8 protein-coding genes and 2 pseudogenes are annotated in these 17,080 nt (G+C 65.5%); 5 read left to right on the plus strand and 5 right to left on the minus strand.

Features of this window, described 5'->3' with window-relative positions; all coding sequences use genetic code 11:
• Window positions 1-71: 71 nt before the first annotated feature.
• Window positions 72-6,311: pseudogene (locus OG225_RS06895) on the plus strand (type I polyketide synthase); the annotation flags it as partial.
• Window positions 6,312-7,346: 1,035 nt separating this feature from the next.
• Here OG225_RS06895 and istB read toward each other — a convergent pair.
• The 3 genes from istB to OG225_RS06910 form a co-directional block, all read right to left on the minus strand.
• A complete protein-coding gene (istB, locus tag OG225_RS06900; protein WP_331758428.1) occupies window positions 7,347-8,198 on the minus strand; it encodes an IS21-like element helper ATPase IstB in 852 nt (283 codons plus the stop codon).
• Window positions 8,195-9,544, minus strand: coding sequence for a Mu transposase domain-containing protein (locus OG225_RS06905; RefSeq protein ID WP_331758426.1), 1,350 nt, complete (start codon window positions 9,542-9,544; stop codon window positions 8,195-8,197). The genes istB and OG225_RS06905 overlap by 4 nt, the downstream gene beginning before the upstream one ends.
• Before the next feature lie 117 nt (window positions 9,545-9,661).
• Window positions 9,662-9,970, minus strand: coding sequence for a thioesterase II family protein (locus OG225_RS06910; protein WP_405180898.1), 309 nt, complete (start codon window positions 9,968-9,970; stop codon window positions 9,662-9,664).
• Window positions 9,971-10,125: 155 nt separating this feature from the next.
• Here OG225_RS06910 and OG225_RS06915 point away from each other — a divergent pair.
• From OG225_RS06915 to OG225_RS06925, 3 genes and pseudogenes are all read left to right on the plus strand, one after another.
• Window positions 10,126-11,270, plus strand: a pseudogene (locus tag OG225_RS06915) (IS701 family transposase).
• A complete protein-coding gene (locus OG225_RS06920; protein WP_405178874.1) occupies window positions 11,267-11,431 on the plus strand; it encodes a hypothetical protein in 165 nt (54 codons plus the stop codon). Before OG225_RS06915 ends, OG225_RS06920 begins: the two are co-directional and overlap by 4 nt.
• A 674-nt stretch (window positions 11,432-12,105) precedes the next feature.
• Window positions 12,106-12,348, plus strand: coding sequence for a glycosyltransferase (locus tag OG225_RS06925; RefSeq protein WP_405180899.1), 243 nt, complete (start codon window positions 12,106-12,108; stop codon window positions 12,346-12,348).
• Window positions 12,349-12,538: 190 nt separating this feature from the next.
• On the opposite strand, the gene OG225_RS06930 is transcribed toward OG225_RS06925, so the two are convergent.
• Entirely contained in the window at window positions 12,539-13,072 is a 534-nt protein-coding gene (locus OG225_RS06930; RefSeq protein ID WP_405180900.1) for a DUF4442 domain-containing protein, read from the minus strand.
• Window positions 13,073-13,221: 149 nt separating this feature from the next.
• A complete protein-coding gene (locus OG225_RS06935; RefSeq protein WP_405180901.1) occupies window positions 13,222-14,766 on the minus strand; it encodes an acyl-CoA carboxylase subunit beta in 1,545 nt (514 codons plus the stop codon).
• On the opposite strand from OG225_RS06935, the gene OG225_RS06940 reads away from it, so the two are divergent.
• Window positions 14,663-16,555, plus strand: coding sequence for a hypothetical protein (locus tag OG225_RS06940; protein ID WP_405183531.1), 1,893 nt, complete (start codon window positions 14,663-14,665; stop codon window positions 16,553-16,555). The two genes, OG225_RS06935 and OG225_RS06940, sit on opposite strands and share 104 nt — an antisense overlap.
• Window positions 16,556-17,080: the final 525 nt, after the last annotated feature.

The raw sequence follows: 17,080 nt of genomic DNA on the forward strand, positions 1-17,080 counted from the left end.
TTGACAAACTTACTGAAGCGCTACGGATTTCGGCGCGTGACAACGCGGTTCTGAAAGCAGAGAAGAGAAAACTGCAATCGTCGGTGTCGGAGCCGGTGGCGATCGTGGGTATGGGGTGCCGGTTCCCGGGTGGGGTGTCCTCGCCGGATTCGCTGTGGGACGTGGTGGCCGCGGGACGGGACGCGATCGCCGACTTCCCGGCGGACCGTGGCTGGGACGTGGAGGGACTGTTCGATCCCGAACCTGGGGTGGCGGGTAAGTCCTACACCCGTAGTGGTGGGTTCCTCTACGAGGCGGGCGAGTTCGACGCGGGATTCTTCGGGATCAGCCCGCGTGAGGCGCTCGCGATGGATCCCCAGCAGCGGCTGTTGCTCGAGACGGTGTGGGAGGCCCTGGAACACGCCGGGATCGCCCCGGAGACGTTGCGCGGCAGCAACACCGGCGTCTTCATGGGCGTCGGCGACGCACGCTACGCACTGTTCGGTGGTGGTGAGGATTCCGGGGCGGAGGGATACCTGTTGACCGGATCCCTGGCCAGCGTGGTGTCGGGTCGTGTGTCGTATGTGCTGGGGTTGGAGGGCCCGGCGGTGTCGATCGACACCGCCTGCTCGTCCTCGCTGGTCGCGTTGCATCAGGCGGTGGCCGCGGTACGCGCGGGCGAATGCGCGATGGCACTGGTCGGCGGTGTCACGGTGATGTCGACACCCGCGACGTTCGTGGATTTCTCACGCCAGCGCGGACTGTCCTCGGACGGGCGATGCAAATCCTTCGCCGAGGCCGCTGACGGTGTGGGTTGGGCCGAGGGTGTGGGTGTGCTGTTGGTGGAGCGGTTGTCGGAGGCGCGTCGTCGTGGGCACGAGGTGTTGGCGGTGGTGCGGGGTACCGCGGTCAATCAGGACGGTGCCAGTAACGGGTTGACCGCGCCGAACGGTCCCTCGCAGCGTCGGGTGATCCGGCAGGCGTTGGCCAACGCCGGGGTCGCGGCTACCGAGGTCGACGTGGTCGAGGCGCACGGCACCGGGACCCGGTTGGGTGATCCGATCGAGGCCCAGGCCTTGTTGGGCACTTACGGTCAGGACCGGCCCGCGGACGATCCGTTGTGGTTGGGGTCGATCAAGTCCAACATCGGTCACACCCAGGCCGCGGCCGGTATGGCCGGGGTGATCAAGATGGTCGAGTCGATGCGTCGCGGCCTGATGCCCCGGACGTTGCATGTGGACGCGCCGTCCTCGCACGTGGACTGGGACGCCGGGCAGGTCCGACTGTTGACCGAGGACCGTGAATGGACCACGCGGCGGGGTCGTCCGCGTCGGGCGGGGGTGTCCTCCTTCGGTGTCAGTGGCACCAACGCCCACGTCATCCTCGAACAAGCACCCGAAATCCCTGAGCGGGCCGACGAACCGCGCGTCACCGGCCACGACGGTACGGATCACAACCACAGTCACACCGATGCCGGCGGTGATTCCGACACCGGTTCGGGTGTGGTGTCGTGGGTGGTGTCGGGTCGTAGTCGTGAGGCGTTGCTGGCTCAGGCGTCCCGGTTGCGGGAGTGGGTGTCGGTGCGTCCGGAGTCGGTGCCGGGCGATGTGGCCTGGTCGTTGTTGTCGCGGTCGCGGTTCGAGCATCGGGCGGTCGTTACCGGCACCGATACCGCGGAGTTGGTCGCGGGCCTGGACGCGCTGGTGGAGAACACTCCTTCCGCGAGTGTGGTGTCGGGTGTGGTGCGTGCGGTGGGGAAAACGGTGTGGGTGTTCCCGGGTCAGGGCGCGCAGTGGACGGGGATGGGTCGGGGTCTGTACGAGGTGTTTCCGGTGTTCCGGGCCGCGTTCGACGAGGCCGTCACCGCGTTCGAGGAGGCTTTGACCGCTGCCGGCGGGAGCCCTGCCGGGGTGGGTGCTGGTGTGGGGTTGCGGGAGGTGGTGTGGGGTGAGGACGAGGCGGTGTTGAGTCGGACCCTGTATGCGCAGGGTGGGTTGTTCGTGGTGGGTGTGGCGGTGGCGCGGTTGCTCGAGAGTCATGGGCTGCGTCCGGATCATCTGATCGGGCATTCGGTCGGTGAGATCGTGGCCGCGCATGTGGCCGGGGCGTTGACCCTGTCCGATGCCGCGCGTCTGGTCGCCGCGCGGGGCCGGTTGATGCAGGCTCTGCCCGAGGGTGGGGTGATGGTCGCGGTGCAGGCCACCGAGGCCGAGGTCACCGCGCTGCTGGAGGACGGTGTGGAGATCGCGGCGGTCAACGCCCCGAACGCGGTCGTGGTCTCCGGCACCACCATCGCGGTCGAGCGGGTCGTGACACGGTTGGGTGAGGCCGGGCGGCGGGTGAACCGGCTGCCGGTCTCGCATGCGTTCCATTCGGTGTTGATGGCTCCGATGTTGGAGGAGTTCGCGGCGGTCCTGGCCACGATCTCCTTCACCGACCCCACCATCGCGTGGGTGTCGAACCTGGACGGGCGGCTCGTGGGTGAGCGTGCCGGCACGGTCGAGTACTGGGTGCGGCACGTGCGGGAAGCGGTCCGGTTCGGCGACGGTGTCGACACCCTGCGCGCGTCGGGAGTCGACACCTATGTCGTGGCCGGTCCCGATGGTGGGCTCAGCGTTCTGATCGATCGCTGCCTCGAACACCACCACACCGCCATCGGTGACGCGGGACAACCGGCGGTATCGCCGGTGGAAACGACCGTGACCGCGGTGCTGGGCAAGGGGCGCGACGAAGCCTCGACCTTGTCGATGACGCTGGCACGACTGGAGACCTCCGGGGTCGCGGTCGACTGGACCACGCTCTACCCCGGTGCGAAGCGAGTGTCGTTGCCCTCGTATGCGTTCCAACGCCGACGGTACTGGCTCGACGCGGCCACCACCGGTGGCACCGATGCGGTGTCGTTGGGGTTGTCGGGTGCCGATCATCCGTTGATCGGGGCGGTGCTGGTCTTGCCCGAGACCGACGGGGTGGTGTTGACCGGGCGGTTGTCGTTGTCGACGCATCCGTGGCTGGCCGATCATGCCGTGGGTGGTGTGGTGTTGGTGCCGGGTACCGGTTTCGTGGAGATGGTGCTGCGTGCCGGTGACGAGGTGGGTTGCGCGGTACTGCGTGAGCTGACCCTGCTCACGCCGTTGGTGGTGTCGGCCACCGGTGGGGTCCAGCTACAGATCGTGGTGTCGGGTCCCGACGAATCCGGTGACCGGGCGGTGTCGGTGCACTCGCGGTTGGACGGTCGCGACGGGTCCGGGGAATGGGTGATGCACGCCCAAGGCCTGATCGGTGATCGGGCAGACGATCTGGGACATCACGACAACGAGTTGGCGGTGTGGCCGCCGCACGAGGCGATCGCGGTCGATGCGACCGATGCCTACGAGTTCCTGCTCGATCACGGCTACGGGTACGGGCCGGTGTTCCAAGGTTTGCGGTCGGTGTGGCGGCGTGGGGAGGAGTTGTTCGTCGAGGCGGTGTTGCCCGAGACCGGGGGAGACGGGTCCCGTTACGGGATGCACCCGGCGTTGCTGGACTCGGTGTTGCACGCGGTGGCGTTCGACACGATCCGAGATCCCCACACCGACACCGGCACCGGTCTCGGGTTGCCGTTCTCGTGGCTGCAGGTGGCTCTGCACGCCGAGGGCGCCGGCGCGGTACGAGCCCGTATCCGTCCCGCCACCGACGGCTCCGACGGTGTGTCGATCCTGGTCACCGACACCACCGGCCAGCCCGTGCTCACGGTCGGGTCCCTGGTCACACGCACCGTCGACCCCGCACAGTTGGTCGCCGCCACGACCAGCGACCCTCTGCACGTCGTGCGCTGGAACCCACTCACGACCGGACAACTCGCGCTCGGCTCGACCGCGAGCACCGAGGCCGTGGAGGTGTTCACCGGAGCCCGGGCGTTCACCGACCGGCTTGATGACGCCCCCGGCGATATGCCTTCGATCGTGGTCCTCGACCTCACCGACACCGACACCGACACCGGTGTGGTGGCTCGTGCGCATGTGTTGGCGTGTGAGGTGTTGGTCGCGGTGCAGGCCTGGCTGATCTCGAACAGGTTCGCGTCGAGCACGTTGGTCGTGCTCACGCGTGGCGCGGTCGGTGCGACTGGGGAGGCGCCCACCGATCTGGGCGCTACCACGGTGTGGGGTTTGGTTCGTTCGGCGCAGTCCGAGGACCCGGGCCGGGTCGTGTTGCTCGACACCGATTCCGGGATCGACACCGGAGTCGGGATCGGGATGGTCGCGGCGGCTGTGGCATCGGGCGAACCACAGGTCGTGGTCCGTGACGGGATCCTGCACGCGGCCCGACTGGTACGCCTGCCCGAGACCGCATCGACCGGGTCGGAACGGACCGACTCGGATTCGGCGGGTGTGTCGGGTTCGGGGACGGTGGTGGTGACCGGTGGTACCGGTGGTCTGGGTGCGGTGCTGGCTCGGCATCTGGTCCTCGAACACGGTGTCGGATCGCTGGTGTTGGCCAGTCGCTCGGGCATGGACGCGGCCGGCGCCGAGCAGTTGGTGGCGGAGTTGACCGGGCTGGGCGCGACGGTACGGGTCGTGGCGTGTGATGTGTCGCGTCGTGACGAGGTGACCCGGCTGCTGGCCGCGGTACCCGAGGACTTCCCGTTGGCCGGTGTGGTGCACGCCGCGGGCGTGCTCGACGACGGCGTGATCGCGTCACTGACCCCGGACCGGATGGCGAGGGTGTTCGCGCCCAAACTCGACGCCGCCGCGCATCTGCACGAACTGACCCGGGACAAGGATCTGGCGATGTTCGTCCTGTTCTCCTCGATCGCGGGTGTGCTGGGTGCGCCGGGACAGGGCAACTACGCGGCGGCCAACGCGTTCCTCGACGGACTGGCCACCCACCGGCGAGCGCACGGGTTGCCCGCGACCTCGATCGCGTGGGGCCTGTGGGACTCCGACACCGGGATGACCGGAGCCCTGGACCATGCCGACCTCGACCGGATGAGCCGTAGCGGTGTGCTGGGGTTGTCGACCGAGCAGGGCCTGGCCTGGTTCGACACCGCGATCACCGGCGACGAACCGGCCGTGGTCGCGGCGCGCCTGGACCGCTCCACGCTGACTACGAAACCTCGCAGACGCCGCGGCGGTGACCAAAGAGTCAGCGACTTGCTCGATCGTCTGAATGGCCTCGACGAGGGTCAGCAGGAGGCGCTACTGACAGGACTGGTTACCAATTCGGTCGGGAAGATTCTGGGATATGAGCCAGATGCAATCACCGATACGCCGTTCGCGAACTTGGGGTTCGATTCCCTCGCGGCCTTGGAGGTGAGGAACCTTCTGAACTCGGCGACCAATCTGAAGTTGCCGATCGAGGCTGTATTCTATTTCGACAACGCCAAATCCTTGGCGAGATATATCCTCTCGGAGCTGAATTCTCGACGGGACATCGATGGAGCGAAAAGCGAATCCGGGAACAATGGAACCGCTTCGGATCTCTCGATGTCGGATGGCGCAGGGAAAGAGACGTTGTACGGTTGGTTCAAGAGAGCGGTACTCGCGGGGCGCGCTCGCGAAGGTATGCACCTCCTGCGTTCTGCAGCGCGACTACGGACTGCCCTTTCCGGCTCCGCTGAGGTGCCGGTGACGACGGCCTCGCTTAGTGACGGCTCAAATGCGCCGCAAATCGTTCTGATATGTTCGCCCGTGCTTACCGGGGGGGTTCAACAGTACGTGCGGTTCGCCTCCGCGTTTGGCGGCAAACGTAAAGTTACGGCGGTTCCATTGCCAGGGTTCAAATCCGATGAGTCTCTACCCGATTCGCCATCGGCGGCCATAGAGGCGATGGCCACGGCTGTCGGAAGAGTTGTCGGTAACCAGCCGTTTGTTCTGGGTGGAGTGTCCACGGGCGGCAATGTCGCCTATGCGATCGCCGACCACCTGTTGTCGAAGAGCGGCGAGATGGGTCTGCAAGGTGTTCTCCTGATGGATAGCTTCAATGTGGAAGGCGGTCGAATCGAATTCCCTCTCGAAGCTATGGTGCAATTCACGCTGAGTGAGGAGCAAGCATTCGGAGGGTTTGATGATTCTCGATTGACCGCGGTAGCGACATGGTTCGAGATGCTGCCGGAGTTCCATAATGGACCCATAGATACAAGCGTGCTTTTTGTGAAATGCCTTACTTCATCTACTGGTTACGGAAATTCTGATGTAGGTGACGGCGCGCAAACATTGGCGGAACCCTGGAATGAATTTCATGAGGTGCGTACTATCGAAGCGGATCATTTTTCGATCATGTCCGATGATTCCGAATCTGCCGCACGAATCGTTGACGATTGGCTAACGATGATCTCGGAGCGACCCGGCATGTGATTCGAACGTATCCGGGGCAGGACGACAGGAACGTAGGCGTGCCGCTCGTGGAACATGAACGTTGGGCGGCGGAAACGCGCATTCGGCGATCTGCTCAATCGGCCCCTCCACGACCCAAGGCCGTGAAGGGGCCGACGCGGTGCGGACTTCGACACGTTCGGCCAGATCCTCGCCAGGAAGGATGCATGACATTCGATCGTTTCCGATGAGGCTCAGCGCGGTATCCGAAAGACGTTGTAGGACGGTGGCCGCAGGACGACGCCGATGCGCGAAATGCAGTGGATCGGGTCAGCGTTGAGATGCTCGGTAGCCGACCGTCGGGAGGGTGGTCGGAGCTGAATCGGGCGTTCTGGACGGTGTGATCCAGTAGCGGACGCGCAGTGGGCGTCCGCGCAGAAAACCGGGCAGCACGGCGAGGCCGATCCCGATGAGACTCTCCACACCGCTGCAAGGTTGGGTGGCAGGCCGGGTCTGCGAATCCCCCGCGATGTGGAGATCGATTTCGTAGCCAGTCGGCGCGGCGATCGAGACCCGCCACTATTCGAGAACCGGACACTGGAGCAATCACATGCGACCGGGCGGGCGAGTGGCTCACCCAGTCGCTACGGCTCACTTCAATAGCATGCGAGTATCGCGGATCACTCGACTGGTCGGTTGGCGATTCGCGTCGATGAAGAAGTGCCCGCCCGGAAAGGACTTCAGTAGGAAGCCGCCGGAGGTGCGAGCCCCACCGCTGCATCTGTTCGAAGCTCGCGTCGGGATCGTGATCGCCAACCATCGCGACGATTCGGCTGTCGATCTTGTCGTCGATGCCCGCAACGGTAGGTCTCGATAGCCCAGTAGTCGTTCCTGACGGTCGACAGGATAAACGCGCGGAACTCCGGATTCTCCAGCAGCGCCGATGGTGCACCACCGAACTCCACCAGATGCGTGGCGAGTTCCCTATCGCTCAACAGATGTCTACGCACTCTGACGGCGCTCGCCGAAATTCCCCACCTGTGCTCGCCGAAATTCCTCGCCCGTGAGCGGTGTCGATTATAGGGGTTGGCGGTTGCCGGTGGTGGCTCGGCGGAGGTGGTCGGCGGTGGCTTGGTGGTCGCGGAGTCGGTAGGAGTCGCCGTCGAGGTTGATGACCATGGACCGGTGTAGGAGTCGGTCGAGTAGGGCGGCGGCGACGGTGTTGTCGCCGAGGATTTCGCCCCAGGAGCCGACGCCGCGGTTGGTGGTGATCGCGATCGAGGTTTTCAAATATCGTTGCGAGACAACCTGAAACAACGCGGAGGCGGCTTCGGCGGGGAGGGGTAGGTAGCCGAGTTCGTCGATGACGAGCAGGGCGGGGCCGGCGTAGAAGCGCATGGTGGTGGCCCAGCGGCCCTCGATCGCTGCGCGGTGGCAGCGGGCGGCGAGGTCGGCGGCGGTGGTGAAGTAGGTGCGGTAGCCGGCGTGCGCGGCCGCGCGGGCGAGGCCGGTCGCCAGGTGTGTTTTTCCGGTGCCGGGGGTGCCGATGAGTAGAACGTTGGTGGCGGTTTCGAGGTAGCGGCAGGTGTCGAGTTCGTCGAGTAGTGGTCGGTCGATGCCGGAGGCGGCGTCGACGTCGAAATTGGATAGCGAGGCCGGGGTGGGTAGGTTCGCGAACCGCAGCCGTCCGGCCAGGCGCCGGGCTTCGGTGTCATCGACCTCGATCCGTAACAGCTTCTCCAGTGTCGCTGTGGCCGAAAGGTTCTGTGTGGTGGCGTCGTCCAGGACCGAGGGCAGTGCTTCGGCGGCGGCATGCAGCTTCAGAGTGGCCAGATGTGATCGCAGTTGTTGGTAGCGGGTCGCGGTCTCGTCGGCGCCGACGGCTTTGGTGGTGCGGCGGGCTGTCTTCTTCGGCGCGGGGGCGCTCATTTGCGGCTCCTGGCGGTGGCGGCGCGCTCGTAGGCGGCCAGATCGGTGAGGGTGGCATCGGCGGCAGCCGTCGCGGCGTTCGAGGGGTCGGCGGTGGCTCGTAACGCCGCGGCGGCGGCTCTGGCAGTGGCGCCGGGTGGGATGCGTTGCTTGCGGCGGTGGGGTCGGCTGGTGTTGGCCGCGGCCATCGCGGTGGCGTCGAGTGCGACGACGTGGCCGTGGTCGCGGACCGTGGCGCCCAGGCCGTCGGCGGCGCGTTGATGGCGGGCGATCACGATGCCGCCGGTGGTGGCGATGTCGATGTGGTTGCCGCGCAGCGGTTGTGCGACGACAACGGTCGCCGACGCCAGTTCCGGTGGCACCGAGTAGCGGTTGCCGCGCCAGGAGATCATCGCCTGCCGCGAGGCGACCCGAGGTTCGGCGAGGATCGCCGGATAGGGTTCGGCGGGTAACGGTCGCAACGGTTCCCTGGCGGCGACGGTCGCGACGCTGGCGCGTCCGTCGGCGGTCGGCCGAAGCCGGGTGTCACCGCGCAGCGAACAGAACTTGTCCAGCCCTGTTTGGGCTTGCTCGACGGTTGTTTCGTCGGCGAGTGTGCGCCACCAGCGTTGCGCGGCAGTGTGATTAGCTTTCTCGACCACGCCTTTGCGGTTCCCGCTCCGGGGCGGGCAGATCACCGGAACCACGGCGTAATATTTCGCGACCGCGGCGAACGATGCGGTGAGCTGACCGCTGGAGGGATGGCAGACCGTGGACATGCGGTCGAACCGCCACGACCCTGTCACCCCGCCCAGACCGCGAGCGACGCGGTCGAGCCCTTCGATCAGGTGTGGCTGGTCGGTCGATGGTGCGAGATAGCCGCGCCAGCGGCCCGAGTGGGCCAGTGACCCGACCAGCAGGTGCGCGTTGGCGCCCCACCCCCAGGAGGCGGGCGGATTCGGCAGATCGACCCAGTCCCATTGGGTTTCACCACCCGGTGGATGCGGGATGACCGCGTTGGGGCGTTCGGTCGCGGTCCGACAGGCCTGGCAGACCGGCCGCAGTTCGCGGGCGCGGATGTTGCGTGTCAGCGACTGATACGACAACGGGAAACCGAGGGGCTCGAGCTCGTCCATCAACGTCTGCGCCCACAAGTGCGGGTCCTCGGTCAGGCGGGCGCTCACGTAGTCGAGGAACGGTTCGAACGGGTCCGGTAGATGCCGTTTCCGTATCCCTGGGGTGCGTTCCCCGGCCAGATAAGCTCGAATCGTCTTACGGTCACGACCGGTATGGCGGGCGATCTGGGAGATCGTCCAGCCTCGGGCGCGTAGGGCACTGATTTCCACATCTTCCTCACGTGTCAACATGGAAAAGCGGGCCTCCTCCGATCGAAAGCGCTGGTCAGGTGTGGTAACCATCAGCATTGGAGGAGGCCCGCCCTTCACGGCGGAGCCACACGGACAAATGGGGAATTTCGGTGAGCCTCAGCGGGGAAATTCAGTGAGCGCCGTCAACTCCCGGGATCGCCGCAGAGGGCGCACGTCGATCGGAAGCATCCGAGGTCGCGCTTCGGTGTGTCGTTCGAGTCGCCGACATGTCTCGAAGGCCACGACCGAACCCATGCTGCGTCCGAACAACGAGAAGTTGCGCCCACCAACCGTTTCCATCAGCTCTGGGAGCAGGCCATCGACAGGATCAGCGATACTTCCCAGGAGAGGTTCGAGTCTTCTGTCTTGCCGACCTGGGTATTGCATCGAGAAAACATCGTATTCCGGGCCGACGGCCTTGGCCAACGGGCCGGAGGAGATCGCGGAGCCGCCAGGTGGGGTAGCGAATCAAGATGTGCGCACCGTCTCCAGACACCGGCGACAGGCGACGAAGCCAGCTATTGCCCATGAGTTAGTACTGCAACGGCACTCGGTTGAGTGTGTGCTGGTAGATCTGGCATGTGGTGTTGGATCGTGTTGTGGCCGAGTTGGATTCGTTGATGTCTCGGATAGGTTCCCGGTTCGCGCGGTCCGAGCCGCGGCAGCGGGCGCGGGAGTACGTGTCGGGCCTGCTGGCCGGTTTGGAACGCAAGAACGGGTGGACTCTGGCCGAACGCGCTGGTGAGGGGTGCCCGGACGGGATGCAGCGGCTGCTGCGCAAAGCCGATTGGGATGTCGAGGGGGTGCGTGACGATGTGCGGGACTACGTGGTCGAACACCTCGGCGACCCTGACGCTGTGCTGGCCGGTGACGAGACCGGGTTCTTGAAGAAGGGCACCAAATCTGCTGGGGTGCAACGCCAATACTCGGGCACAGCCGGGCGTACGGAGAACTGTCAGATCGGGGTGTTCCTGGCGTACGCGTCGAAGCAGGGGCACGCGCTGATCGATCGGGAACTCTATGTTCCCGAGTCGTGGACCAGCGATCGCGAGCGTTGCCGCGACGCTGGGATTCCCGACGAGGTCGAGTTCGCCACCAAACCCCGGCTGATGATCGCCATGCTCGAACGCGCGTTGGCCGCGAAGGTGCCGTTCGGGTGGTTCACCGCCGATGAGGCCTACGGGCAGGCCGGTTACCTACGGGACTGGTGCGAAGACCACGACGTGTTCTACGTGATGGCCACCCGCTGCGACCACCAGATGGCCACCCGCGCCGACCGTGTCGCGCGCGCCGATGATCTGGTCGCCGAGTTCGGCGGCCGCACCTGGCAGCGGCTCTCGGTCGGCGCCGGCGCGCACGGACCGCGCGAATACGACTGGGCGCGCCGCCAAATCGAGGGCACCTGGGCCGCCGGGCGAGGACACTGGCTGCTGGCGCGACGTTCGCTCACACCCAACAGCAGAGGCGAACTCGAGATCGCCTACTACATCTGTTACGGCCCCGCCACCGCCCGGCTGGTCGATCTGGCCTGGACGGCCGGGTCACGCTGGCATGTGGAAGAGGCGTTCCAGCAGGCCAAGGGGAAGCCGGACTCGATCACTACCAAGTCCGCAGCTGGCGGGCCTGGCACGCCCACATCACCCTGTCGATGCTCGCCCTGGCATGGCTCGCCGCGTCGAAAACCCTTGCTGCAAAAGGGGAACCAGTGACCTCGACGAGGGCATGATCGCTCTCACGCTACCGGAGATCCGCCGCCTGCTCATCGCGTTCGTCCTCACCCCACGCCATGCCGCCGATCACATCTGGTCATGGTCGACCTGGCGACGACGACGCCAGCACCAAGCCCGCCTCAGCCACTACCGGCGACGCGGACATCCACTTACCTGAGCGCCGAGTGCCGTTGCAGTATTAGGCGGACCACCGAACTCCAAGGCCGCCGAGGTTTTTCGACAGGCTTGTGTGAATCCGGTGCTGGCAGCAGCGTCCGCGGTTTGAGGAACCGGGGCAGTCGATTGAACCGTTGCGCGGCTCGCGAGAGCCGCACCGGTTTCACGCTACCTCCACCACACCGACGTCGTGGTACTGCATGACACCCAAACCGCGCTGCTTGCGGCACCCCTCGCGGCAGCCGGCCACCCGGTGATATGGCACGGTCACGTCGGCAGCCGTCTGCGCAAAGAGCTGGCCGACCAGTACTATCGCTGTCCGCCCCTCGCTCAGCCACGCCGACCGCTGCATCTTCTACCTCAACGAATACGCACCCCCGCAGCTGGTCTGCAACAGCCGCACCGCACTGCCCGCCATCGATCCCAGCTCCGCCAAGAGCGCCACCCTCGCAACCGCCGCGTGCGCTATTCGTTACCCGGGACCTGTCTCAACCATCGTCGAGCGAGACACCGGCGACCCGACGGGGATCACGGCGAACTCGCTGTGCGCGGTTCAGATTCCCCGCTGGGACCTTCTGAAGGACATTGGCGGAGTCATGCGCGCGTTCTGCGCGCACGCGCGGACACACGACCGCTTCCATGGACTAGTTGTGGGCACCGTCGCCTAATCCGACAGTGAGAGTAGCGAACTGGCGCACTGCCGGTGACTGGGCCCAGTCGGCGGCGGACATCATCGTGCAGAGGAGCTTGCAGGAAGGCTTCGGTCTCACCGTAACCGAAGCCATTATGCGCGCCAAACCGGTCCTCGCGAGCCGGGGCGGTGGCATCTCCGCGCAAATCGAACACGATCACAATGGACTACTCCTCGACGACCCGGCCCGATATCAGCGCCTGTATCGCCGCTCTGCAGGGCCTTGACGACTCCGCGCGTAGGCGGCGACTCGGCGAGAACGCTCGCGTGCGCGCGCTGAGCCGCTACGCGGTCGATCGGCAACTGCGTGGCCTTCCACGCATTTTGCCGGCGCGCTCGATGCTCCCCGCTGACCGACCAGGTCATCGGCCAGGCGCGGTCCGAATTCCGGCGGTGGGCAGGATCGTGGCAGGCCCCTTACGCGGCGCGGCGCACGAATAGCTGCTGAGTGACTCGTGCGACGAGAACGTTTGCGCTGGAGATGATTTCAGTGCTGTGCGAGGTGATCGACTTGTTGCCGTGGTCGGTAGCGGCACGGATCGCGGCCGCCTCCTCGGGGGAGAGCGACATCGTGGCGGTCACCGATTCGCGGCCCGGTGCGACGAACTCGATGCTCGCGCCACTGGTCCAGATGCGATACCCGGCGCCGAGCTGACCGCCTGCCATCATCCCGAAGAATGGGTCTGTCATCGCGTAGAGCGTGCCGCCGTAGGCCGCCTGGTTCGGGTTGCGGTTCCATGGGCGAATGCGGTGGGTGACCTCCACTCGTGTCCAGTCCTGCGCGACATGAGTGACGTGGATTCCGGAACCCAGGAACGGCGGATACACGTTCATCATGCGACGCAGCACCCGAGGGCTGGGCATCGACCGTATGACCGGCCGCGTAGCGGGAGGATCGGATGAGCGTGGCGCTGTGGGTTTGGACATCGGTGCGTCCCTTCGGCAATTCATCTTGATAGTCGTTGTGGCCCAGTTGCTTTCAGCGCCACGCCCCACGGGCACCCTACCCCATTCGAGGTGGAGGGTGCCTTGGTCGCACTGGTCCGGCGTCGGCGTCCGTTCCGACACTAGGCGGACCGGATGTCCGGACCAGTCGAGCACTAGAGCGGCATGAGATGGTGCTTGCGGGGAGCGTGCGACACGGTTTTGTCACGGAGCAGACGCAGCGCCTTGCGGATTTCCAGTCGGGTGTGGGCCGGTTCGATGACCGTGTCGATGTAGCCGCGTTCGGCGGCAGTCCAGGGGGTGGCCATGGTGGCGTTGTAGAAGTCGATCATCTGCTGGCGTAGGGCGGGCCGCTCGTCTTCCGGGACGGCGGCGAGTTGGCGGCGCTGGGTCAGGCTGACTGCGGCCTCGGCGCCCATCACGGCGATGCGCGCGGTGGGCCACGCGAGGTTGATGTCACCACCGAGTTGTTTGGATCCCATGACGGCGTAGGCGCCACCGTAGGCTTTGCGCACGATGACAGTGACGATCGGCACCGTGGCTTCGGTGACGGCGTAGAAGAATCGGCCACCGCGCTTGATGACGCCGATCTTCTCCTCCTCGACGCCGGGCAGCACACCCGGAGTATCGACGATGAAGACCAGCGGGAGTCCGAAGGCGTCGCAGAGTCGGATGAAATGCGCCGCCTTGTCCGAGCACCGGGCGTCGATCGCCCCGCTGGCCACCAGTGGCTGATTGGCGACCACACCGACGCTGCGGCCATCGACGCGCGCGAAGCCGGTGATCATGTTGCGGGCGGCGGCATCACCGACCTCGTGGAAGTCGCCGTCGTCGAAGATCCTGGCCAGGATGTCGTACATGTCGTAGCCGGCTCGATCGGAATCGGGAATGATCGAATTCAACTCGCGATCGCTGTCGGTGAGCGCGGGTTCGAGACCAGGATTCACCACCGGTGCCTGGTCGAAGCAGTTGGACGGCATGAAGCTCAGATAGTCGCGCGCCCAAGCGAATGCCGCGCGCTCGTCGACAGCGATGTGGTGGATGTTGCCGTTCTGGGCCTGGTTGAACGCGCTACCGAGCTCTTCGAGGGTGACCTCCTCACCTGTGGTCTCCTGAATGATATCGGGACCGGTCACGAACATGTAGGCGGATTCGGTCGCTATCAGCACATCGGTGTTGATCGGTGAATAGACTGCTCCCGCAGCGCATTTGCCCAGCATCAAAGACACCTGTGGCACCGCGCCGGACATGCGTAGTTGACGACGACTCAGTGCCGCGTACCAGGCCAGCGAGGTCGCCGTGTCCTGTACTCGGGCGCCGCCGGAGTCGTTGATCGCAACGAACGGGCACCCGACGTCGGCCGCCAAATCCATCGCCGCCGCGACCTTGCGCCCGAACATCTCCCCGATCGAGCCGCCGTACACCGTCTGATCGTGCGAGATCACCATGACCGGACGCCCATCGACCGTGCCCCGGCCGGTGACCACGCCGTCACCGTAGAGGGCATCGATATGTCCAGGTTGGCGCACGAGCGCCCCGACCTCGATGAAACTACCTGGATCCAACAGCATTTCGATACGCTCACGCGGGCTGCGAATGTTCTTCGCAGCGCGCTTGGCGATGCCCGCCGCCCCTGTAGGTTCGCGCGCTGCCGCCAAATGCTGTTGCAGCAGAGCAAGTTTCGCCCCCGTCGTCTCCACCGATGAGTCCTCCCTCGTACGGGTTGCCGGTTTCACCCTCATGGCCGACATTAGCCGTAATAAACGAGTGCACAACTATGTGTACTGCAATAGACTGAAGGCCGTGTCGTCTACAGCAATGCACCGCGGCGCCTCGAGCTACCAGGCGCGAGCCGGCCGCGCGCTCGAACAGCACACCAGGGCGATGATCGTGGCCGCCGCCGAGCAGGTGCTTATGGACAGGATCGCCGCGCCCCGCCCGGGCAACCCGATCGAGCGGCTCACTCTCGCCGACGTGTGCGCCAATGCCCGAGGGTATGTTCGACGCGACGGCACGGAGGGCCCGATCCCGAAAGCCACCATGTGGAAACACTTCAAGTCCTTCGACGCTCTGGTCGCTGCGGTCATCGAGAACTTGACAGCCGACAACCGGCCGGTCCCCGAGCAGATCGCAGCCATCGCGGCGCGCGGCGAACACATCGGCATGCAGAACGACAGGGTCGATGCGCAACGATTCGAGGCGCGGTTCTCTGCCCGCCACTACGACATCGTTCGTCTGGAAGCGCAGTTCGAGCACGCGTCGACCAGCGATGAGCACTCCGACATGCTGTTCTGGGCAGCCGAGCTGGCCGAACGCCACCTGCAACATCGACGCCGCGGCGATCAGCAACCGGTCGTCGCGGCCCGCGACTGGGCACGCCGGGGAATCGCCTTGGTCGATCCGGTCGTCCGACTGGATTCCATGATGGGGATACGCTGCACACGCGCGGCGGCAGCCGCCGAGATGGCGTTGTGTCGGAAACTCGACTACGAGCCCACAGGGTTGAGCCGCATCCGGTCCATCAAGGAAACCGAGATGGGCTTCGCCGCCGCCCTCGGCTGGCGGCTACACCACGAACTGGCGCGATTCCACGCCGAGCACGCCCGCGCTCTCGCCGAAGAAGACCCAGACCGTGAGATGCGCGCGCACCACATGATCGCCACAACGCTGATCGAGCTGTGCGGCCCCACCCCGAGCATCACCCGGGAGCCGCAAGACTCTCTCCGAGCACACGAACTCGCCGACGTGATCGTCGGGCTACGCCGAATCCACATGGCCTACGCTACCCATCCCGAACATCGGCAGCTGTACACCACCATCTTCGGTGACGACATCGACCACCAAACTCGAAAGTTGTTGGCTTGCTTTCCCGCAACCACGACTGAACGGCACCGCCACGAAGGCAACGTCCGGGCGCTACTGCGCCTCAACGATCTCAGTCGCCGTTTCGATCTCCACGACTCGACCGACGAATTAGACCGGATCCGCTCGACCGGAGAAGCCTACGAACAGGCGGCGATCGATCTGCTCCGAACCGCCGAATACGGCACCTTCCGAGACATCCTGGTCGCGCGTTATCTGATCGTGAAAGCGCGGTCGCTGGCCGAGCCCGAGGAAACGGTGAGCGAGCCGGCCAAATGCAAGAGCATCGGCCACTCCCTTGTCCACCCGCACCCTGCGGCGCTGTTCCAAGCCGCGATCCAGTTCTACGACCACACGGCTTCGGCGAGCCCACGCGGCGCCAGCGGCATTCTCCGCACCAGGGCAGCCCACGCTAGCACCGACCTAAAGAGGGCAAACTCGTCGCGCAGTGTGACCGATAGTGCAGCCGCGCCACCCATCAGCGAATTCGACACCATCGCCGAAGCGATCAACGACCTCGTCCTGATCACTATCAGCCGCCGCGATCGTTTCACTGACACCGAAATCGAACAGCTCATCGACATGATCGATCCCATGTACTACTACATCACCGCTGGACGAAATTGACCGATCTTCGCGATCTGGCATAACCCGAACCGGACGAATCGACGTCGTCTGGATCGGTTCCTGTAGGCCGGAAGCAGAGCGTGGGTCGCTCACAGACTCGGTCATGACATCCATTTCGGCTCGAAGGGTGGCACTCCTGCTAGCGCCTTTGGGGCGCGGTAGACAAGAGCTCGACTTTCGGGGCGTGGCTGGCGGCTATCGGCGACCGTCACAGCGCCCAGGGTTACCAGCACCCGGGTACCGATCCCGTGGTGATCCAGACTTTGCCTGATGTTCTCCGCCGTCGGGTCGAAGCCGGAGGAACGTCCCCGCCAGGCGGTGCCCTTGGGCACCGCCGACCTGCAGAGCCTGGTGACCGCTATCGCCGACGACGCGCACGGTTGGGTCGCCCAGATCGTGGCGCGTCGCGATATCGCGTCGGTCGTCATCGGATTCAGTGGCGCGCTGCGCCGCGAACAGCGCGCAAGTCTCGAGATCCACTTCGCCCCGGCCGGAGATCAGAGTCGCGGCGAGATGGAGAGCAGG

The organism is Nocardia sp. NBC_01377 (assembly GCF_045040005.1).
Taxonomy (GTDB): domain Bacteria; phylum Actinomycetota; class Actinomycetes; order Mycobacteriales; family Mycobacteriaceae; genus Nocardia; species Nocardia noduli.